We start from the raw sequence: 20,905 nt of genomic DNA, 5'->3' as shown, positions 1-20,905 counted from the left end.
GCCGTGTTACCTACTTTTATTCTCGATGATGCTCGCGTTCCGGCGCGCTTCGGTCTGCTCGCCAGCCTGTGGGCGAACCGGCATGCACTGCCGTTATGGAGCCTGCGCCCGAGCTTTCCGGACGATTTTCCCGATAGCTATCAGCACGTGGCGCAGGCTGGCTATTGTGTAACCAGCGGCCTGTATCGCAGCGATACTTTGCAGCACGAGGTCAGCGACGTCGATCGGCTGCCGACTCGTGATGCGGTCATCGTGCTGGCGCTTGCCGATGCGGCAAGGGTTGCGCATCTGCCGGGCCCGCGGTTGTACAGCCATTCAAACAACCTTCCTTTATATTTGCAGGAAGGTGAAGCTACGCTGCTCGAGCACGATACCAGCCATCCGCTGCCCGATGGCCATGTGCTGCGAATCGGGCTAATTGCGCGTGAACACGATCAGCGCAACGCTTATCCGGCTACTCTTGATGCCTTAAACACGGCAGCGGCCAGGCTGAATTTATCGCTCGATATCCGCTTTTTTTCGCCTGGCGAGCTGTCCACGGATTTGCACGAACTCGACGAAGTACAAGGCGTGGTGCTGCCGGGCGGCGCTTCAATGGCGGCGGTTGCGGGGCAAATTGCCGTTGCGCATACCAGCTGGCAACGTAACATCCCCACTCTTGGCCTGTGCCTGGGTATGCAAAGCATGTGCACCGCTGCGTTACAACGTCACGCCGGGTTTGAGCAGGCAATGCTGGCGGAAGTGGCTCCGGAGGCGCAGATTCACAGCTTCATTCCCTTTGCCGATCGCCGCCATCGCTGCGGTTTGCTACCCTTTCCTGCCGCCGCACCGTTTAACCGGATGCCCTATAACCATCGCTACCGTTTTAATCCGGCTTTGCTGCCGTTGCTGCTGGCCAGCGGCGTGCAGATCACTGCGCAAACCGAGGACATCATCGAAGGCATTTCCCTGCCCGACTGCCGTTTCTGGCAAGGTGTTCAGGGACATCCGGAACTGCTGTCGCGTCCGGATGCCCCGCACCCGCTATTTATGGCGTTTTTACAGGCGCTGCCAGGGTAACGCCGCTGCGCTTGTTGCTGGCCAGCCGTTGCATCACGCTGGTCAGTTCCGTAAGCGCCTCTTCGGTGATGGGCTGTAGCGGCGCACGTACCGTACCACCGTTGAAGCCGCGTAGCGCCATCGCCGCTTTTACCAGTTGCGGCTGACCGTGCTGACGTGCCAGCGTGCGGTAATCAAACCACAGCTGATGCAAATCGCGCGCGGTGGCGGCGTCTCCCTGCTCCAGCGCCCGATAGGTAGCAAGGATCAGTTCCGGTAAAGCGCCGCTGTTGGTGGTGCTGATGCCGTCAAAACCGGCCATCATCGGGCCGAGAAAAGCCAGATCGGAGGCGCAGAACAGCCGCAGCTTGCCGCGTAACCGATTAGCGATCTGGTCAATGGCGGTTGGATTAAGATCGCCCTGTTTAATGCCTACCACGCCCGGGATCTCCGCCAGCTTTTCCAGCAGTGCCGGTGATAGCGTGATGCCAATGCCCGGCGCGTTATAAACCAGGATGCCGGTTTTAGACAGCGGTGCCATTTCCCGGAAAAAGGCAAGGATCTGCGAGTCGGTGATTTCACTGACGAACGGTGCCGTTACCATCGGCAGGCCGCCGAGATTGCCTGCCAGCCGGGTCAGTTCCCGTGCATCACGCGGATCGGAACTGGCGCTGCACAGCATGACGGCGACGCGATCCTGCACGCGCTCCATAACCGCGTTAAACAGCTCGCGGCGTTCGGCCAGCGACATCACGGGAAATTCACCGTAGGTGCCGCCAATCAGCAAACCGTCGTAGCCAAGCCCGATCGCGCGCTCAATATTTTCGTACAGCGCCGGGAAGTCGATCTCGCCCGCTGCGGTAAACGGCGTCACGGTGATGTTGAAAATGCCGCGCAGGCGTTCACGACATTCGTTGATATCTTTCATCTGTTTTCCTTATAAAAGTGTTAAAGGGCGAGCCAGGGTACCGAGCTGGCGATAGCCAGTTTCGGTCACGACAACGGTTTCGCTGACGCCGACGGTAAATTCGCCATAGATGCGCAACGCAGGCGGAATGTGAAAGGTCATGCCCGGCTGTAGCTCGGTAGTCACGCCGCTGTAGAGGCTGAGAATGCCGCCTTCGCCCCAGTCCGGCGCAAAGGAAACGCCGATAGAGTAGCCGGTACGTTTTTTGAAGTTATCGGTGAAGCCCGCGCGATCGATGACCCGCTGACAGGCGATATGCGGTTCCGCACAGGTTGCGCCTGGACGAATCGCATCCAGCGCGGCCTGTAAGGCTTCCTGGCATACCTTCTCCATTTCCAGCGCAATCGCCGGTGGTCGGCCAATCCACGCCGAACGCATCAACGCTGCATGGTAGCGATCGTGCGAGGCGGCCATTTCCAGGAATACCGGATCGTTATCCTGCATCACTCGCCGACGCCAGGTGCCGTGCGGCACGCCGCTGCGTGGGCCGCTGGAGACCAGCGGTTCCATGCCAACATATTCCGAACCGGCAGCAATTGCCGCGCCCATCATGGCAGAAACAAGCGCATTTTCATCGGCCCCGGTGCGGATTGCGGCCATACCGGCCCGCATACCGGCATCGACATAGCGTGCGGCGGCGGCGATCTTCTCTACTTCTGCGGCAGACTTCACGGCACGCAGTGGCTCAATAACTCCGGCGGTATCGGCAATGTTGCCAAGCTGGCTTTGCAGCGCTTCGTATACTGCAACCGGCAGGAACCAGCCGCGTTTATCCAGCCCGATACGCTTATTCAGCCAGCCGCGCTGTTGCAGCATGCCGACAAGAAAGTCGACCGGATTGTCCCCGTCCTGATAGATAGCGGCGTCGGCAATATAGGTGTTGGCGATAAAGTTAAAATATTCGAGCTGGCGAATAACAAACACCGGCTCCCCTTCGACCGGCAACAGCAGCGCCTGAAAGGTGTAATAGCCCGGCGTTTGCTGGCCGGTCAGCCAGAAAATATTTTCCGGGCCGGTGACGATCATCACATCCACGCCCGCCGCGTTGAGACGTTCACGCGTGCGATGGATGCGTCCGGCGTACTCTTCCTGATGAAAGGCGGACTCGCTGCCCTGAATAACGTTATTCAGCTGTTGCATGACTAAACTCCTGGAGGAAAATGGCGCGCGCGGCATCGAAATGCACGCCCAGGCCGTGAGAATCAGTAACGAAAATTTCGCCGTGTTGATAGGTTAAGCCGCTGACCGGATCGTCGATCAGGCCGTCTGCGCCATACAGTTCGGCAAACGCGGGCCGCAGCACACGGCACAGTTGCAGAGCCGCTGCCGTCGCGGCATGCCCTTCATTCATCTGGCCGATCATAAAAGGAATGCCCGCCGCCTGGAGACGCTGTGCCGCCGCAAAGGTTGGCGCAATGCCGCCAAGCTTGACCAGTTTGAGATGGCCCCACAGCGCGCCGTTAGCGGTAATCAGCCGTTCAATGGCCGCCGGGCTGTTGAGGCTTTCATCCAGCATAATGGGTACGCCGTATTCGCTGAGCTGTGCCAGCAAACCATCGTCCGCCACCGCCAGCGGCTGCTCGACATAGCTCAGGCCAAGCTCGCGCAACAGCGGGAAAACAGAGTGAGCCTGCTGAAGCGACCACTGGCCGTTGACGTCAATAGCCAGCGAAACGGTGTCGTCAAACGCGTCACGAAGCTTCTGCAAACGTGCCAGATCGGTAGCGATATCCGCTACGCCGGTACGCAGTTTCAGGTGGGTAAAGCCGCGCCTGACGTAGCCTTCCGCCTGTGCCAGCATTTCCGCTTCGCTGGCCCAGAACAGCGTCTGGTTAGTACGAAATGCAGGTGTGGAAGCTGGTGCGCCCAGCCAGTGCGCCAGCGTGGAACCCGCGCGCTTTGCCAACAGATCGTGCAGCGCCATATCGATCAGCATGCGCGTTGGGGCCAGCAGCGTGGAATCAACGGTATGCACGCCTGAGAGCATGACCTGCGGCGGCAGCGACCAGTCCTGGCGCGCCAGCGTCTCAGTAACATTATCCAGCACCTGCTCGACGCTGTAGCCATGCAGATACTGAATATTCAGCCGGACTTCGCCGATACCTTCAAAGCGGCCATCGTCCAGCTGTAGCCACAGCGTATCCAGCGCGTTAACCGCACCCGAAGCGGCGGTATGCAAAGTCACCCCGTCGTAGTGCAGACTGCCGCGCCACAAAGTTGCTTTCACGCTGATTTCTCCTGCGGCAGCATCGCCAGCGCGATATCAAGATAGATGGCGGCGGCGGCGATAAACTCTTCTACCGGCACGAACTCATCCGGCTTATGCGCTACGGCCAGGCTACCGGGGCCAATGACCACGCCTTTTGCGCCCAGCGTACGGAAATGCACCAGGTCGCAACCACCCTGAAAGCCAAACGGGCCGGGTTCACTCTGCCCGTGACGATGACAGGCTGCCAGGCTGTGCTGCACAATCGCTTCGCCGCTGTCGGTTTCGGTTGCGCCGCCGGTAGTCGGCTGCCAGGCGATGATTTCAGCCTCGACGCCGGATGCAGCCTGCGCATGGTCAAGCAGCTGTTGCAGCTCTGCTTTCACGACGGCTTCATCTTCCCCAGGCACCATGCGGCGATCGAGCAGCAGTTCGCAGCTGTCCGGCACCACGTTGTCGGCGTGGCCGCCGTGGATACGCGTTACCGTCAGGCTGGCGTTACCTACCAAAGCGTGACAGCGGCAGCGCACCTGTTGCTGATGCGATTGTTCAATCAGGCCCAGCAGTTTCGCCGACTGATAGATGGCATTAACGCCCAGCTCTGGCGTGCCGGAGTGCGCGCTCACGCCCTTCACTCTGACGCGTGGTCGCAGACTGCCTTTATGCGCCGAGAAAGTTGCGTTGGAAGTGGGTTCACCAATCACCGCAAAATCAATCGTAGGCGGGGCGTCTTTGACGTAGAATTTAGCGCCCTCGCTGGCGACCTCTTCATCGGCGGTGAAGACGCCCATTAGCGTACCGGACCAGGCGTGACGCAGCGCCGCCAGCTGGCGTAATGCTTCGACCATCGCGACCAGCGGCCCTTTAGCATCGCACGCGCCGCGTCCGTATAGCCGCCCTTCACGCTCGGTCAGCGTAAAAGGATCGCTGCTCCAGCCGCCGCCAGCCGGTACGGTATCCAGATGGGTATTAAAGGCAAAAACGGGGCCTTGACCATTTTTCAGCACCGCAATCACGTTGGTACGTCCCGGCGCATATTCGCTGAACGAAAGATCGAAACCCGCGTCGCGCAGCCAGCCCGCCACGCATTCGGCAGCCTGGCGCTCCTGTCCCGGTGGGTTTTCAGTGTTAATAGCAACCAGCATCGCGAGATCGCGCTTCATGCGTACGCTGTCAATCGGGTAAGTCGTCATAGCTACTCCGCAATCAGTGAAGGATTTGGTCGAGAAAACGCCTGGCGCGCTCGCTGACCTGGCCGGTAAAAAAATCGTCGGCGCTGGCGCGTTCAAGGATCTCGCCCTCTTCCATAAACAAAATTTGATTGGCCGCGCGGCGTGCGAAGCCCATTTCGTGCGTCACGACCATGCTGGTCATGCCTTCAGCACTCAGCTCGGCCATGACGTCGAGGACTTCGCGGATCATTTCCGGATCGAGCGCCGAGGTCGGTTCGTCATACAGCATCAGCTCCGGCTTCATCGCCAGCGCACGAGCAATCGCCACGCGCTGCTGTTGCCCGCCGGAAAGCTCATCGGGGAAATGGTCAGCGCGATCCGGCATACGTACCTTTGCCAGCAACATTTCCGCCTGTTTACGCGCGTCGATGCGGTTCACGCCCAGCACCGTCATCGGTGCCAGCATGATGTTTTCCGCCGCGGTCAGATGAGAAAACAGCTCGTAGTTTTGAAATACCATGCCAATACGCTGACGCAGCAGAGGCGGCGGGACTTCGCCACGGCTGATATTTTGCTGCGTAAAAAACACATCTCCGCTGTCGGCGGGCGACAGAAGATTGACGCAGCGCAACAGCGTCGACTTGCCAGAGCCGGAGGGGCCAATCAGCACCACGGTTTCACCGCGCTGCACGCTGAGCGAGCAGTTTTTCAGTACCTGCTGCCGCCCAAAGCTTTTGTCGATGCCGATCATCTCCAGCAGGCGATTTTTCTTATCGTTCATGACAGGTCTCCTGCGGCTTTCCCCGGTTTGGCCAGCTTGCCCTGGCGCGAGCGGACTTTCTGAAATTTGCTGCGGCGCATTTTTGGATCCAGCGAGCGCTCCAGCCATGACTGGAAGACCATAAACAGACTGGTCAGCAGCAGGTAATAAATGCCCGCAGCACAGAGCGCTTCGAAGTAGCGAAAGCTGGCGCTGGCGGTCTGATTCGCGACCAGCAACAGCTCCTGTACGGCAATCACCGAGACCAGCGCGCTGGATTTCAGCATGCTGATCATCTGGTTACCCATCGGCGGCAGGACGATGCGCGCAGCCTGCGGCAGTACGATTCTGCGCATGATCTGCGAATTGGTCATGCCTAACGCCATTCCCGCGGTGCGCTGCCCGCTTTTTACCGCCTGCAAACCGGAGCGCAAAATCTCGGCCATATAGGCACCTTCATTGAGTGAAAGCGCCATCACGGCACAGGTAAATGCGGAAAAGCGCAGACCGAAACCGGGCAACACGTTGTAAACAAAGATGATCTGGAACAGCACGGGCGTACCGCGAAAGAGCCACAGGTAAACGAACGCCAGTCCTTTACCGGCACGGAATGGCGCTTCCTGTAATAGCGCCAGCACCAGTCCCAGCACCACGCCGCACAACAGCGAGCACAGTGTGATAAGCAGCGTCATCCATGCGCCTTGCAGGAACTCGGGTGAGATGACGTACTGCCACATTAAATCGATCGACATAGCTTTCTCCGGTCAGCAGGTTAAAAAAGGGCAACGGAGGCCGGGAAATTCCATTTCTCAATCAGTTGCCGGTAGGTGCCGTCTTTCACCAGGCTTTGCAGCCCTTTCTCCAGCTGTGCTTTGGTTTCGCTATCGCCTTTACGTACCGCGAAGGCGATATGGGTGTCCGCTTCAAACTCTGCGCCTGCCGCTTCGAACAGGCCGGGTTTTTCACTAAACAGCGCTACGGCGCCCGGCGTGGAAAGGAATTCAGCGTCAGCCCGGCCCTGTGCAACGGCGACGGCAGAATCGGTCGCCGCTGGAAAGGTCAGCACGTTGATAGCGGTCTTTTTGGCCGCGAGGCACTTCTGGTTGTCAGCACGCGCCTGGCTCTCTTCAATGCCGCCCAGCGTTACCGCTACGTTTTTGCCGCACAGAGACAGATCGCGCCCGGTAATGCCTTCCGGGTTACCCTTGCGCACAACCACGCGGCTGCCGATTTTCAGATACGGCACAAAGTCCACCTGGGAAGCGCGGGTTGGATTGACGTACATTGCCGAGTTAATGATGTCGAGACGTTTACTTTGCAGCGCCGGAATCAGCCCTTTGAACTCCATCGGCATCGGAGCCGGTTGCAGGTCGATAGCTTTACTGAGCGCGGTAATCAGGTCGATATCAAACCCGGTCAGCTTGCCGTCCTTAACAAACTCAAACGGCATAAAGGTGGCGGCGGTGCCATAGGTTAGCTTGCCGGCCTCAACGCCTGTCGGAGCCGCCTCGCTGGCAAATGGCATAGCGGCAAGGGTGGAAACCACGCCCAATAAGCGAAACATGCGCAGGGAATGACTGATCATCTGGCTCTCCTGGTTTGAGTTAAATTGATTTTTTTGAATCAAAAAATACAATAATGAAAATGGAAAATTGCTCCCTTCTGGTGCATCCTGCCCGGTCAACGTGCAACTTTTGCCTGGTATCGCGGCAATCTGCAGTACGTGTTATTGTATATTTAGCTCACAATAATACTTTCAGAGAATCCTTCCCTATGCAGACTGACTCTTCTGCCAGCCGCCGCCGCATCGCGCGTCGACTGCTTGACCTTATCTTTGAAGCAAGATTCGATCCAGGTCACCATTTACGTGAACAACATCTGGCCGACGCCCTTGGCGTTTCGCGTACGCCAGTGCGTGCCGGACTGCTGGAACTTACCCGGCTTGGCGCGGTAGAGGCACGGCCCAATCAGGGCTTCTTTATGCTGAAAAGCGTTGAAGAGCTGCGGCACCTTGAGATAGAGCCGCCCCAGAGCAACGATCAAACGCTGTATGAACTGCTGGTGCGCGATCGCATTGCTGGCGTCCTGGCGGAATCGTTTACCCAGACAGAAATCAGCCAGCGCTACGATGTGGATCGCGGCGTGCTGACGCGTACGCTGGTAAAGCTGTCGGAAGATGGCTTAATCGCGCGTAATGCCGGGCACGGCTGGCGTTTTCAGCAGACGCTTAATTCCACGGTGGCGCTGCGCAACAGCTACGGTTTTCGGCTGATGATTGAGCCTGCGGCGCTGCTTAGCCCGCAGCTGCGCGTCGATCGCCAGCTGTTAAAGCGTCTGCGCGCGCAGCATCTGCGGTTAATTACCCATACGGATATTACTCAGGTTCCGGCGAAGGAAATTTTCGAAACCGACGCGGCATTCCATGAAGTCCTGGCCGAGGCCAGCGGCAACCTTTTTGTACTACAGGCGATTGTGCAGCAGAATCGCCTGCGCCGCCTGCTGGAGTTCGGCAGCTATCACAATAAGCGTCGTGTTAAGGAATGGTGCGAAGAGCATGTCGCCATCATTGATGCACTGCGCGAAAACGATGCGCAGCGGGCCGCAAATTTAATGACCGCGCACCTGCAATCCGCCTTCGATCAGGTGCACATCCGTAAACCCGGTGCATAGTCGGCACCGTTTTTGCACATTCAGATCCTGAAAATACAATCAGGAGAAAAGAATGGATTTGCAAATAGAAGGTCGGGTGGCGCTGGTATGCGGTGCCGGCAGCGGATTAGGTCGGGCGATGGCCGTTGCGCTGGCGCAGGAAGGATGCCGGGTGGCGGTTACCGGGCGGAACATGGAAAAACTGCTGGCCACGGTTGCGTTGATCGAAACCCAGGGCGGCGAAGCGCAGGCTTTTCAGCTGGATCTGGCCGCGCCGCAAACTTTTGATGCGGTGCTCAACGCTATTCGCCTGCACTGGGGCGATGTGGATATTCTGGTGAACAACTCAGGCGGGCCGCCGCCTGCTCAGGCCCAGGGGACGGAGAGTGCCGTCTGGCAGCAGCAGTTTTCCGTGATGGTGGCGTCGCTTATTCAACTGGCCGACAAAGTATTGCCCACTATGCGCCAGCGAGGCTGGGGACGGATTATTACGTCAACCTCCTCCGGGGTTATCGCGCCGATAGCTAATCTGGCGTTGTCTAACGCGCTGCGGATGAGCCTGCTCGGCTGGTCAAAAACGCTGGCGGCAGAGGTTGCGGCAGACGGGATCACCGTCAATGTGCTGGTGCCCGGACGCATCGCCACCGATCGTGTTAGCCAGCTGGATGCTATCAAGGCTACGCGCGAAAACAGCAGTGCCGAAGAGGTCGCGAACAAAAGCCGCCAGGCTATTCCTGCCGGACGCTACGGCGAAGCGCGAGAGTATGGCGCTACCGCAGCCTTCCTGGCTGGTCAACCTGCCAGCTATATCACCGGCAGCGTGATCCGCGTGGATGGTGGTTTGATCGGTTCTGTTTAAGTGACAAGGCGGGAAAGGTTTTATCTTTCCCGCCTGTTTTATGCACGGGCGCTTTACATCATCTGTGGTTCACGAATGGCATTGCCTTTGGCAAAACGCGCCAGGCGATAAGGCGTAACATCGGTAAACGGCTGGTGGTTGTTAACCAGCTGCGCACAGAGCATACCCGCGCCGGGGCCAATGCCAAACCCGTGCCCGCTAAAGCCTGAGGCAATAAATAAGCCGGGCAACGTCGCCATTTCATCAATGATCGGCACTAGATCCGGTGTGGTATCAATCCAGCCGCCCCACGCATGATCGACCGCAATCCCTTTCAATGCCGGAAAAGCAGTGACCAGCGTGCGCAGTGCATTATCCACAATCTGCTGCTCTGGATTGGGATCGAGCACGCGGATTTTTTCAAATGGCGAAACCGCATCAACGGACCAGCGGCCTGCCGCTTCCGGCCCGTTAAAAAAAGAGCCGTTGAGACGAATCTTTAGCTTTTTGGCGATTTTGCTGCGGTACATCGGGTAAAACTTCGCGGCGTAGCGGATGTTTTGCGGTGCAAGGTCGAGCCTGCCCAGTCCGGGAACGGCGACGGTATAGCTCCCATCCAGCCTGCGGCGTATGCAGAGTTCCGGTATGCTCAGGCAGCCTTTGATCACTTCCGGTGCGGCCGTGGTTTTAAAGGCGGTACCAAGAATGTTGGCGCTGGGCAGGTCAATACCGTACTGCTTACAGAAACGTGAGCTCCACGCGCCGCCACAGCAGATTACCCGGTTTGCCCGCACGCGTCCGCGTTCGCTCCAGACGCCGGTTATTCTGCCGGCACTGATATCCAGGCCCCGTACGGCGCACTGCTGATGGATGGAAGCACCAAGTTTTTGTGCGCCGGTAGCAATGGCCGGTGCGGCCAGGCCTGGCTCCGCTCGTCCATCCGTTGGCGACCAGACGCCACCCGTCCAGCGCGTGCCGTTTCCCAGCCGCTCCTGCGCTTCTTTAGCCGAAAGCAGATGACTGGTAAAACCCACCTGTTTTGCCTGCTTCCCCCACTTTTCCCAGCGCGCCACGTCTGCTTCGTTTTGTGAGCCGTACAAAATGCCGCTGCGGCGAAAGCCAAGATCCATGCCGATCTCACTACCCAGCTCTTCCCAGCGTTGCAGACTGCGCATGGCCAGCGGTAGCTCATAGAGATCGCGGTTTTGCTGTCTTACCCAGCCCCAGTTGCGCCCGGACTGCTCGCCGCCGATAACGCCTTTTTCAAGCAGCGCGACGGTCACCCCCTGCTTCGCCAGCTCATAAGCCACCGACGTACCGATAATGCCGCCGCCGATGATAATGACATCAACCTGTTCGGGTAACGTGGGGCTGTCGATAACGCTGTTAATTTTTATGCGCATAGAGAAAACCTTTTAAATGACAGAGTATTCAAAGATGCTGCCCGGGCGAAATATGCATGATCCACAGCACCCTGACGTCGTTATCCGTATGGTTAAAAATAGTGTGCGGCAGATGGCTTTTAAACTGAAAGCTGTCGCCGGTTGCCAGGGAGAGCGTTTCCCCCCCGACTTCCAGCGTCAGCTCGCCTTCAATCACGAGGCCGGCCTTCTCTCCCTGACCAATCAGCATCTCGTCGGAGCGAACGCCGGGCGGAATGCGGATATACATAAACTGCATATCATGATCGCCCGAAGGCGACAGCATCTCTTTGGCAATGCCACGCTTGCCCACATTAAAATGCGGTCTTTCCTCACGCCGACGTACATAGTGCTCAGCGCCGCGCAATAAGAAGCGATCCTCTTCCAGAAAGGCCGACAGCGGTACTTTTAGCACGAGCCGGAGCTGCTCCAGCATCCGCACGGTGGGATTGGTCAGGTTCCGCTCTATCTGGCTGATAGCGCCAGCAGAAACGTTTGCCAGCAGCGCCAGCTCGGTAATGGTCAGCTTGCGCGCTTTACGCAGCGTTTTCAGGCGCGATCCGATATCCGTTTCGGCGATGTCTTGCTCCGCCTTGTTTACTGCTCCTTTTTTCACAGGCTGTTCCTTTGCTATCGCGGCTGCCGTGCGGCTCACGGCATTCCCCACTTGGTTTTAATGGTCTGCAGCGTCCCGTCCTGTTTCATGGACGTTAAGGCGCTGTTAATCTCCGCCAGAAGTTTATCGTTGCCCTTTTTGACGCCGAACGCCATCGGTGAAACATGTTCCGGACGGTAGCCTTCAACGACGTGCATTCCTTTCATCCCGCCCGCCTTTTGCTGGGCCATGAGGATAGGATAATCATTCATGCCCGCTGCGATACGCCCCAGCGACAGATCGCGCGTCATATCCGCCGGACTGTCGTAAACCTTAACCTCTTTGGCGATGCCGCTCTGCATCAGGCTTTGCGTATAGTCCGTGCCTGCCATAGAGCCAACGACCTCCCCCTTGAGATCTTGCCAGGAGTGATAAGGTTTCTTGTTGTCGTCACGCACGACCAGGCCCGCGCCGAAAGCGGTTACTTCCTGCGAAAAGCCAATGCGTTTGGCACGTTCAGGGGTAGGCGTCATGCCCGCCACAATCATGTCGATCTTTCCGGCAATCACCGACTGGATGAGAGTGGCGAACGGTACGGCGGTAAAATTGACGCCCAGATGCTGACGTTTCGCGACTTCTGCCGCCACGTCAGGCATAAAGCCTTCAATTTTTCCGTTTTGTGTGTTCAGAAAAGTGGTCGGTGCGCTGGAAGGTGGCGAACCGGCCGTCAGCATCGCCGCCTGCGTTTGCGCGGCAAAAGCTGTCGTCAACATCATCGTCAGAGAGAGATTTAAAAAGAGTTTGCTACGGGCAAAGGACATAATTCACTCCTGTATCAGTCAGAAAAGGGCGAACGGTGTTTTCACTATAATGAAATTAACGCGGCAGCTGTCAATATTTAATTTTAAATCACCTCAATTTATTTATAATTGATTAACTCTCCTTTTCATTGAGCGCGCAGCAATAATAAATGCTTATGCCGGTAATAACTATTCGCTATCTTTGTCGTCATGGTAATTATTGACAAGGCTTCGCCATTAAAGATATTCATTATAATGAAATTCCCCGCCCCGATCTGCGTTGCGCGGCCTGATGAGGAGCTTAAGATGGACTGGAGCAGCATTCATACCTATCTGCCCTTTTTGCTTAAAGGGGCCGAAATGACAATTGTTATCACGCTATTATCACTGGTCATCAGCACCCCGCTGGGTCTGTTATTTGCGGCGGCAAAAATGTGCCCATGGAAAATTATTTCCTGGCCCGTTGCGGTAATTATTAACATTACGCGTGGCCTGCCGATGATCGTGGTGCTTTTTTATATTTACTTTGTATTTCCTGATATTGGCATCACGCTGAGTTCTTTTCAGGCCAGCGTGACGGGTATCGCCTTCTGTTTTTCGACCTATATCGCAGAAATTTTTCGATCCGGGATTGAATCCGTCGATCGCGGCCAGCTTGAGGCAGCGCGCTCCATGGGGATGAGTTTCACTAAGGCTATGCGCCGCATCATTCTGCCGCAGGCTTTTCATGTTGCGTTGCCGCCTTACAGCAACACGCTATTGATGATGCTGAAGGATTCCGCGCTTGCCTCAACCATCGCCGTAACGGAAATGACCCGTCAGGGGCAGCTTATCGCCGCCTCTACCTTTGATAACACCACTGTGTATACCCTGGTGGCCATGCTTTATCTGCTGTTGTGTATGCCACTAATGGCCCTGACCAAAAAGCTGGAAAAACGCCAGATTAAAGGAGCCTGAGATGATTGAGATCCGCGACGTACATAAAAAATTTGGGCGAGTTGAAGTGCTAAAAGGCGTCAGCTTCAGCGTTGAGCCTGGCGAAGTGGTTTGCCTGATCGGACCGTCAGGCTCTGGTAAATCGACGATTTTACGCTGCATTAATGGCCTGGAAACCTACGAAGGCGGAGAGATTGAAGTGCTGGGCCAGCGCGTGAACAATCGCCATAAAAACATTAACGATTTGCGTCGGCAGATCGGCATGGTCTTTCAGCGCTTTAACCTTTTTCCGCATCGTAGCGTGCTGGAAAACGTGATGGAAGGTGCTATCCACGTTAACGGCGAGCCGCGCAGCCAGGCTGAAAAGCGCGCCAAATCCCTGCTGGCGCTGGTCGGTCTGGCGGATAAGGTTAACGCATGGCCGGGGCAGCTCTCTGGTGGGCAGCAGCAGCGCGTGGCGATTGCGCGCACGCTGGCGCTACAGCCGAAGGCAATCCTGTTTGATGAACCTACTTCTGCCCTCGACCCGGAACTGGTTGGTGAAGTGCTTCAGGTAATGCGTAACCTGGCGGATGAAGGCATGACGATGATTGTGGTGACGCATGAGATGCAGTTTGCTCGCCAGGTTGCCGATCGCGTCTGCTTTTTACACAGTGGGCAGATAGTAGAGCAAGGCCCCGCTGAGCAGATCCTGTTGCAGCCTCGGGAAGCGCGTACTCAGGATTTCCTGCGACGCGTGCTGGGCGATACGGATACACGATGCTGCGCACAATGCCGTGCTGCATTTTAGCACCGGGCCACTGGCATCCTTTTGCTCCGTCAGGCTTTAGCCTGTGTAATCAATCATCTGAATAACCTGCCTTACGGACGCGTTTACACGCGGTCACACATTTACATATTTCTCTCAAACTTTTGGCTTTTTTGCCGATATCTGGAATATGGACGGGCTGATTGGCCTGTCCCTTTATTTTTTATACATCAGGTAAGTTAAAGACAGTTCCCGGCCCGCGCACTCGAATGCGTAAAGAGAGGCTGTCATCCGTACGCGGATGATAAAGCGTCCACAGCCGGAGAAATTATGCGGCCCGTCAGGGTTACTGTACAAATTCAGCTGTCGTGGCTCAGAGCGAAAAGCTGCCCGTCGTTGAATCAATGAGAGAGTGATAACTTCCTGAGGTTTCTATGTTTGGTGTGAAAAAATCGAATCTTTCTCTGCCTTTATCCAAAGGCAACGGCATCGTTAAGGATATCAATGCCATTAAACAACATGTGGCATGGATTGAATTTTTGCCTGATGGAGAGATTCTCAGCGCCAATCAGCAGTTTCTGGATGTGACGGGCTATTCGCTCAGTGAGATTCAGGGCAAGCATCATCGGATCTTCTGCGATCCGGAATATTGCCGCACGGCTGCCTACAGCAGTTTTTGGCAGACGCTGGCTACCGGCGAATCGGTGACGGGCATTTTTGAGCGCTTTAGCAAAAACCATCAGCGTTTCTATCTTAGTGCCACCTACTTCCCGGTCTGCGACGATAAAGGCAAGGTTTATAAGGTTATCAAGATCGCTACTGATATCACCGAGCGCCATCAGGAGCTGGAGAGTAAAGAAGCCGTGATTACCGCCCTGGATCGTTCGATGGCGGTTATCGAATTCACCACCGACGGCAAAATTATTACTGCAAACAATAATTTCCTGACCCATATGGGCTATGCGTTATCTGATATTGTCGGGCAGCACCATCGCATTTTCTGCTATGACACCTTCTATCGTGAAAATCCCGACTTCTGGCAGAAAATCAGCAAGGGCCAGCACTTTGTGGGCCGCTTTGAACGCAAAACCGCCAGCGGCGAACGTATCTGGCTCGAAGCCAGCTATAACCCGGTTTACGATGCCGATGGCAGAGTTTGCAAAGTCATCAAAATTGCTTCTGATATTACTGCACGCGTTGAGGCAGCCAAACGCGTGGCGGATATTGCGGTCACCACTTCGGAAGAAACGTCGCAAATTACCCATAATGCCAATGAAGTCCTGGATGAAACCGTACGCAATTCCGGGCTGGTTTCCGGTCAGGTAACCACCGCGGCGGCGATTGGCGAGCAGCTGAACGCGTCGGCAAAAAGTATCCGGGAAGTCGTTGAAACTATTAACGTCATTGCTTCACAAACCAATATCCTGGCGCTAAACGCAGCGATAGAATCAGCCCGCGCTGGCGAGGCCGGACGCGGATTTAGCGTAGTGGCGGCGGAAGTTCGCCGTCTGGCTGCCTCCACCGCCACCGCTACGCAAAAAATTACCTCTGTGGTAGAGGTCAATACGCAGTTGATTCAGCAAATGCACGAGCAGCTGGATGCGGTAAAACAGTTTGTGGTTTCCGAACAGGACAAAATTAGCGAGCTTTCGCGCAGCCTGCGGGAAATCAACAGCGGTGTGCATCAGTTTGTCAGCGTGATCCATCGGCTGGATGTCTAACAACCGGAACGGGGGAGCGCTAAGGTTCCCCTTGCCTTCCGGGCGATATAAACATCTTTAACCCTGTTAAGCCTGATATTTATTTGCCAATGCAGATGTAATCTTTGTTTATATGATTTAATATTGTATGTTGTAACTATAAGCGCTCGTGTTCGATAAGAAGTCGCTCTATTTTTTATCCAGAGTGAGTCCGTCCTTTCTCTTATCCCCTCAGCTAATGCGCTTTCTGCAATTTCACAGTGATTTTAGTTAGTAGCCATCCATCATCATCGCTGGCAGGGTTTTGATATCTGATAAAAAAAGGTATCTCCTATGTCCGCTTCACCAACGCTCTCTTTACCCGTCATAGATTGCGCCGGATTACGGGAAAGCAGTCCGCTGCGCCACGCTACCCTGGATAAGCTTAATGAAGCGGCGCGCGAAACCGGCTTCTTTTATTTGATTAACCACAGTATTGAACAGGGCTTGCTGGATGATGTGCAACGTGTTGCGCATCAGTTTTTCGCCTTGCCAGAGCAGGAAAAGTGGCAGGTCAGAATGGAGAATTCGCCGCATTTTCGTGGTTATAACGTTGCCGGTTCAGAAATTACCCGTAACGCACCGGATTATCGTGAGCAGTTCGATATCGGCGCAGATCGGCCACCGCTCCCCGTTGACCCTGCTCTCCCCTGGCAACGTTTACAAGGGCCTAACCAGTGGCCTGACGCGCTGCCGGAACTCAAGGTGGTGATAACTCGCTGGCAGCAGCAGATGAATCAGGTAGCGCTGACGCTATTAAGAGCATTTGCTGAATCTTTGCAATTGCCAGCCACGGCTTTCGATCCGCTATACGGCGAGCTGCCTAACGAGCATGTGAAGCTGATCCGTTATCCCGGTCAGCCAACGGAAGGTACACGCCAGGGAGTAGGTTCGCATAAAGACTCCGGTTTTCTCAGTTTCTTGTTGCAGGATAAGCAGCGTGGTCTACAGGTGGAAGTCCAGCCCAATCGCTGGGTAGATGCGCTGCCTCTGCCCGGTTCGCTGGTCGTAAATATTGGCGAACTACTGGAGCTGGCTACCAATGGTTATCTGCGCGCGACCGTGCACCGTGTGCTCTCGCCGCCGCCCGGTACTGAGCGACTTTCCATTGCCTTTTTCCTGGGGGCCGATCTCAGCGCTACGGTACCCGTTTATCCATTGCCGCCAGAACTGGCCCAGCTGGCACACGGCCCGGCGAGCGATCCGCTCAATCCTTTGCTGCGTGACGTTGGATTTAATTATCTGAAAGGACGACTACGTTCTCATCCAGACGTTGCCCGGCGTTTTTATGCCGATCTTTAATTCCATCCGAAAAAGGGAGCATTAAATGCGTAAATCTGCACTATTTTTGGCCGGGCTGTCTCTGTTGGTCTCACATTCACTGCTGGCCGCCCCGCTACGCGTTGCTGCCGATCCGGTACCTCATGCCGAAATACTCAATTATGTGAAGAAAATAGATCCGGGACTTGATTTGAACATCGTCGAGCTTACCAGCGGCGTAAATGCGAATGAACTGCTGGCGGCTGGCGATGTCGAGGCGAATTATTTTCAGCACCTGCCCTATTTGCATGACCAGGAAAAAGCGTTGCATAAAGAATTTGTCGTGGCGGCAGCTGTGCACATTGAACCGCTGGGCATTTATTCTCATAAGTTCAAAACGCTGAATGACTTGCCGCAGGCAGCAACGATTGCCGTGCCCAATAATGTTACAAATCTGAGTCGGGCGCTTTGGTTACTGCAAGACCAGGGACTGATTAAGCTGAACGGCACTCGCTCCGCCGAATCTACGCTGGTCACGCCAGCCGATATCAGCAGCAACCCGAAAAAAATCAAGATTATTGAGGTGGAATCACCGCAAATTCCCCGCTCGCTTGATGATGTAGATGCAGCAGTGATTAACGGCAACTACGCGCTGGAAGCGGGACTGGAACCGGCGAAAGATGCGCTGGGTCTGGAGGTCGCACTGCATAATCCTTATGCAAACCTGCTGGTCACGACGCCTGCGCTGGCAAAAGATCCTCGTATTTTACGCCTCGCCAAAGATCTGACCTCGCCTCAGGTTGCCAGCTTCATTCGCCAGCAATACCACGGTTCGGTGATACCTGTTACGGATAAGCGACATGATTAAAATTGAAAAGCTCACTAAAAGTTACCCGGGCGCTTCGTCTCCCGCCCTGAACAACGTTTCTCTGACCATCCCTCAGGGTGAAATCTTCGGTATCCTTGGCCGTAGCGGTGCCGGGAAAAGTACGCTGCTGCGTTCACTGAATCTGCTGGAACGTCCTTCTTCAGGACATATCTGGATTGATGGGCAGGATATCACTGCGCTCGCACCCGGCCAGTTACGCCGTCAGCGCCAGCAAATGGGTATGATATTTCAGCATTTCAATCTGCTTCATTCGCGCACGGTTGCGGAGAATATTCAGCTGTCGCTGGATATTGCCGGTATCCCGGCCGCCCGGCGTCGGCTGCGGGTAGTGCAATTGCTGGAACGCGTGGGACTGGCCGACAAAGCAAACGCCTGGCCCTCACAGCTTTCCGGCGGGCAAAAACAACGTGTGGGTATTGCACGTGCGCTGGCCGCTGAACCACGTTATTTGCTATGCGATGAAGCGACCAGTGCGCTTGATCCAGAAACAACCCTCGCTATCCTGGATTTACTGGTCGAACTGCAGCAGGATTTGGCTATCACCGTGGTGGTGATTACGCACGATATGGCCGTGGTAAAAAGAGTCTGCCACGGCGCAGCGCTATTGGATAAAGGGGAACTGATTGAAAGCGGCAGTCTGGCAAACATTATGGCCAACCCTCGTTCATCCTTGCGACAGCTGCTGATTGAGGACGGTGAGACCGAGCGCATTTTTATGCAAAAATATAGCGTGGGGCAGACAAAATGCGTGGCGTAGCATGGACGAGCTTTCAGGAATTAATGGTTAACGCTACGCTTGAGACGCTTTATATGGTGTCAATAGCCGCGGTGTTTACCACATTAATTGGTTTGCCTGTTGGCGTTGCGCTGTTTGTCTGCCGCCAGCAGGGGCTTTTTCCTAACCGTGCCGTCTCTGGTGTGTTAAACGCGCTGGTCAATATTGGACGAGCGTTACCTTTCGTGGTGTTACTGATTATCGCCATCCCTTTCACCCGTTTGCTCGTTGGCACTACGCTGGGTAGCACTGCCGCTATCGTGCCGGTGACGCTTGGTGCTTTTCCTTTCTTTGCCAGGATTGTTGAAAGCGCACTGGCAGAGGTTGATAACGGTCGCGTGGAGGCTGTCGTATCGATGGGCGGCACCAGCTGGCACATTATTAGCCGGGTGCTGTTGCCAGAAGCGTTACCAGCACTGCTTGCTGGCGTCACGTTGACCATCGTGATGTTGATCGGTTTTTCTGCCATGGCGGGCGTTATTGGCGGCGGCGGGCTGGGTGATTTGGCGATCCGCTATGGCTATCAGCGTTTTGATAATCAAATTATGGTAGCCACGGTTGTTGTTTTGCTGCTGCTGGTGTTTCTGGTACAAAAGTCGGGCGATAGGCTGGTTCGTCGCCTGGCCCACCGTCGCTAAACGCCTCAGGCCAGCCGGCCCGTATCTGCTCCGGCTGGCCTGAATCCCTCTCTTACACCAGCGCCCAAATCAGCCAGATTAGCGCAAAGCCGGTCAGGCCCATAATGGTGGTCAGCACGGTCCAGGTTTTCAGTCCGTCGGCTACCGACAAGCCAAGATAGCGCGTTACTACCCAAAAGCCTGCATCGTTAACGTGCGACAGCCCTAACGAGCCAAAACAGGCAGCCAGCGTAACTAACACGCGCTGGATGTCACCTGCTCCGCCAACAGCAGAAGTAAGTAAACCGCTGGTCGTCAGAATCGCTACGGTAGCAGAACCCTGTGATGCACGCAGCGCCAGCGACAGAATAAACGCGGCCGGAACCAGCGGCAGATGGAGCGTTTCCAGCGCGGTTGCCAAAGCTTTACCCACGCCGGATTCCACCAGCACTTTACCGAACGCGCCGCCCGCTCCGGCTACCAGAATCACGCTTGCCGAGCCGGGGATCGCCCGGCCAGTCAGATCTTCCAGCTTATCCTTGCTCCAGCCGCGACGTACGCCCAGCAGCCACGCGGCCAGTCCAAGCGCAATCAGTAACGCAATTGGCGGCGTGCCGATAACCATCATGATTTTGCGCAGCACGCTCTCTTCCGCCAGCAGCGAATGCGCCAGCGTCCCCAGAACGATTAACGCAATAGGTACGATGATCAGGCCGGAAATGGTGAGCGCGCCCGGCGGTGCAGGTTCGTTCTTCTTCTCTGTGCCTTCCGGCTTCGCCATCTGTAAGCTTTCCAGCACCTCTACCGAAAGCTGGTAGCGACGCTTATTCATTACTTTCGCCACATAGTAGCCCACCACGCTGACCGGTACGGAAATCACCAGGCCCAGCAGCATCAGCCAGCCCATATCGCTATGCAGAATGCCCGCCGCCGCCGCTGGCCCCGGATGAGTAGGCAGTGCCACATGCACCGTTAACATCACGCCCGCCATCGGCAGGCCAAACTTTATCGGCGAAACGCGGGCAACTTTAGTAAAACCATAAATCAGCGGGATCACGATAATAAAGCCGACTTCAAAAAATACCGGGATCCCGAGAATAAACGCCGCCATCGTTAGCGCCGCAACGGTACGCTTCAGGCCCAGCGTTTTGCTGAAGCGCTGGGCCAGCGACTCCGCGCCGCCGGAAGCTTCGATAACCGCGCCCAGCATAGCGCCCAGCACGATAATAATGGCGATATGGCCAAGCAGGCTGCCCATCCCGCTCATAATCACTTCCATGATTTTTTCGGACGGAATACCGGTAGCCACCGCGACCAGCAGACTGACAATCAATAGCGCAACAAACGGATGGACTTTGGCTTTAATAACCAGCAGCAGCAAAATAACAATGCTGGCGGTCGCGATAGCTAACAGCAAAGCGGTGGACATAGTAAGCCTCGGATAGTTTTTATCTTTTTATCGGGAGGGTGCAGGTAAAGCCGGTGCCACAGCACC

The 20,905-nt window shown here is 55.8% G+C and carries 21 protein-coding genes; 10 read left to right on the top strand and 11 right to left on the bottom strand.

All coding sequences use genetic code 11. From position 1 onward, the window contains the following. Positions 1 to 3 precede the first annotated feature (3 nt). Positions 4 to 1,059, top strand: a complete 1,056-nt coding sequence (locus KUE00_RS09020) for a glutamine amidotransferase-related protein (protein WP_246759461.1) — start codon at positions 4 to 6, stop codon at positions 1,057 to 1,059. Here the strand turns inward: KUE00_RS09020 and KUE00_RS09015 are convergent. The 7 genes from KUE00_RS09015 to KUE00_RS08985 are packed head-to-tail and all read right to left on the bottom strand — an operon-like array spanning position 1,028 to position 7,668. Next, entirely contained in the window at positions 1,028 to 1,966 is a 939-nt protein-coding gene (locus tag KUE00_RS09015; RefSeq protein ID WP_246759460.1) for a dihydrodipicolinate synthase family protein, read from the bottom strand. The genes KUE00_RS09020 and KUE00_RS09015 overlap by 32 nt on opposite strands. A gap of 9 nt (positions 1,967 to 1,975) precedes the next feature. Beyond that, positions 1,976 to 3,145, bottom strand: a complete 1,170-nt coding sequence (locus tag KUE00_RS09010; RefSeq protein ID WP_246759458.1) for a M24 family metallopeptidase — start codon at positions 3,143 to 3,145, stop codon at positions 1,976 to 1,978. Beyond that, the gene (locus KUE00_RS09005) at positions 3,129 to 4,232 is read right to left on the bottom strand and encodes a mandelate racemase/muconate lactonizing enzyme family protein (protein ID WP_246759457.1); all 1,104 of its coding nucleotides are present in this window, start codon (positions 4,230 to 4,232) and stop codon (positions 3,129 to 3,131) included. Before KUE00_RS09005 ends, KUE00_RS09010 begins: the two co-directional genes overlap by 17 nt. Further along, entirely contained in the window at positions 4,229 to 5,404 is a 1,176-nt protein-coding gene (locus tag KUE00_RS09000; protein ID WP_246759455.1) for a M20 family metallopeptidase, read from the bottom strand. The genes KUE00_RS09005 and KUE00_RS09000 overlap by 4 nt, the downstream gene beginning before the upstream one ends. A gap of 13 nt (positions 5,405 to 5,417) precedes the next feature. Beyond that, positions 5,418 to 6,164: an amino acid ABC transporter ATP-binding protein gene (locus KUE00_RS08995; protein WP_281434551.1), complete on the bottom strand. Its 747-nt coding sequence runs from the start codon at positions 6,162 to 6,164 to the stop codon at positions 5,418 to 5,420. After that, a complete protein-coding gene (locus KUE00_RS08990; protein ID WP_246759454.1) occupies positions 6,161 to 6,895 on the bottom strand; it encodes an amino acid ABC transporter permease in 735 nt (244 codons plus the stop codon). Before KUE00_RS08990 ends, KUE00_RS08995 begins: the two co-directional genes overlap by 4 nt. Positions 6,896 to 6,915: 20 nt before the next feature. Next, entirely contained in the window at positions 6,916 to 7,668 is a 753-nt protein-coding gene (locus tag KUE00_RS08985) for an ABC transporter substrate-binding protein (protein WP_246759741.1), read from the bottom strand. A gap of 248 nt (positions 7,669 to 7,916) precedes the next feature. On the opposite strand from KUE00_RS08985, the gene KUE00_RS08980 reads away from it, so the two are divergent. Further along, positions 7,917 to 8,813 carry a GntR family transcriptional regulator gene (locus KUE00_RS08980; protein WP_246759453.1) on the top strand — a complete coding sequence of 299 codons (897 nt, stop codon included), beginning with the start codon at positions 7,917 to 7,919 and terminating at the stop codon, positions 8,811 to 8,813. 52 nt (positions 8,814 to 8,865) lie between these two features. Then, on the top strand, positions 8,866 to 9,651 hold the full coding sequence (locus KUE00_RS08975; protein ID WP_246759452.1) for an SDR family oxidoreductase: 786 nt from the start codon (positions 8,866 to 8,868) through the stop codon (positions 9,649 to 9,651). Between the two features lie 53 nt (positions 9,652 to 9,704). On the opposite strand, the gene KUE00_RS08970 is transcribed toward KUE00_RS08975, so the two are convergent. From KUE00_RS08970 to KUE00_RS08960, 3 genes are read right to left on the bottom strand one after another with little or no spacing between them, the layout of a single operon-like run. Further along, entirely contained in the window at positions 9,705 to 11,033 is a 1,329-nt protein-coding gene (locus tag KUE00_RS08970; RefSeq protein ID WP_246759451.1) for an NAD(P)/FAD-dependent oxidoreductase, read from the bottom strand. Positions 11,034 to 11,061: 28 nt separating this feature from the next. Further along, complete coding sequence (locus KUE00_RS08965) at positions 11,062 to 11,667, bottom strand: cupin domain-containing protein (RefSeq protein WP_246759450.1); 606 nt, start codon at positions 11,665 to 11,667, stop codon at positions 11,062 to 11,064. Between the two features lie 35 nt (positions 11,668 to 11,702). Continuing rightward, the gene (locus KUE00_RS08960; protein WP_246759449.1) at positions 11,703 to 12,467 is read right to left on the bottom strand and encodes an ABC transporter substrate-binding protein; all 765 of its coding nucleotides are present in this window, start codon (positions 12,465 to 12,467) and stop codon (positions 11,703 to 11,705) included. Between the two features lie 285 nt (positions 12,468 to 12,752). Between KUE00_RS08960 and KUE00_RS08955 the strand changes: the two genes are divergently transcribed. The 7 genes from KUE00_RS08955 to KUE00_RS08925 all read left to right on the top strand — a co-directional run bounded on the left by KUE00_RS08955 (position 12,753) and on the right by KUE00_RS08925 (position 19,431). Next, a complete protein-coding gene (locus KUE00_RS08955) occupies positions 12,753 to 13,403 on the top strand; it encodes an amino acid ABC transporter permease (RefSeq protein ID WP_246759448.1) in 651 nt (216 codons plus the stop codon). Between the two features lies 1 nt (position 13,404). Next, entirely contained in the window at positions 13,405 to 14,172 is a 768-nt protein-coding gene (locus KUE00_RS08950; RefSeq protein ID WP_246759447.1) for an amino acid ABC transporter ATP-binding protein, read from the top strand. Positions 14,173 to 14,564: 392 nt separating this feature from the next. Then, on the top strand, positions 14,565 to 15,851 hold the full coding sequence (locus tag KUE00_RS08945) for a methyl-accepting chemotaxis protein (protein WP_246759446.1): 1,287 nt from the start codon (positions 14,565 to 14,567) through the stop codon (positions 15,849 to 15,851). A 312-nt stretch (positions 15,852 to 16,163) separates the two neighbouring features. Next, the gene (locus tag KUE00_RS08940) at positions 16,164 to 17,171 is read left to right on the top strand and encodes an isopenicillin N synthase family dioxygenase (protein ID WP_246759445.1); all 1,008 of its coding nucleotides are present in this window, start codon (positions 16,164 to 16,166) and stop codon (positions 17,169 to 17,171) included. A gap of 25 nt (positions 17,172 to 17,196) precedes the next feature. Further along, complete coding sequence (locus tag KUE00_RS08935) at positions 17,197 to 17,997, top strand: MetQ/NlpA family ABC transporter substrate-binding protein (protein WP_246759444.1); 801 nt, start codon at positions 17,197 to 17,199, stop codon at positions 17,995 to 17,997. After that, positions 17,990 to 18,775, top strand: a complete 786-nt coding sequence (locus KUE00_RS08930; protein ID WP_246759443.1) for a methionine ABC transporter ATP-binding protein — start codon at positions 17,990 to 17,992, stop codon at positions 18,773 to 18,775. The genes KUE00_RS08935 and KUE00_RS08930 overlap by 8 nt, the downstream gene beginning before the upstream one ends. Continuing rightward, complete coding sequence (locus KUE00_RS08925) at positions 18,763 to 19,431, top strand: methionine ABC transporter permease (protein ID WP_246759442.1); 669 nt, start codon at positions 18,763 to 18,765, stop codon at positions 19,429 to 19,431. Before KUE00_RS08930 ends, KUE00_RS08925 begins: the two co-directional genes overlap by 13 nt. Positions 19,432 to 19,483: 52 nt before the next feature. Here KUE00_RS08925 and KUE00_RS08920 read toward each other — a convergent pair whose 3' ends face one another. Continuing rightward, complete coding sequence (locus KUE00_RS08920; RefSeq protein ID WP_246759440.1) at positions 19,484 to 20,839, bottom strand: GntP family transporter; 1,356 nt, start codon at positions 20,837 to 20,839, stop codon at positions 19,484 to 19,486. Positions 20,840 to 20,905 lie beyond the last annotated feature (66 nt).

The organism is Erwinia phyllosphaerae, assembly GCF_019132875.1.
GTDB lineage: Bacteria > Pseudomonadota > Gammaproteobacteria > Enterobacterales > Enterobacteriaceae > Erwinia > Erwinia phyllosphaerae.
The sequence above is the reverse complement of the archived record's forward strand: the minus strand, read 5'-3'. Positions and strand labels throughout refer to the sequence as shown.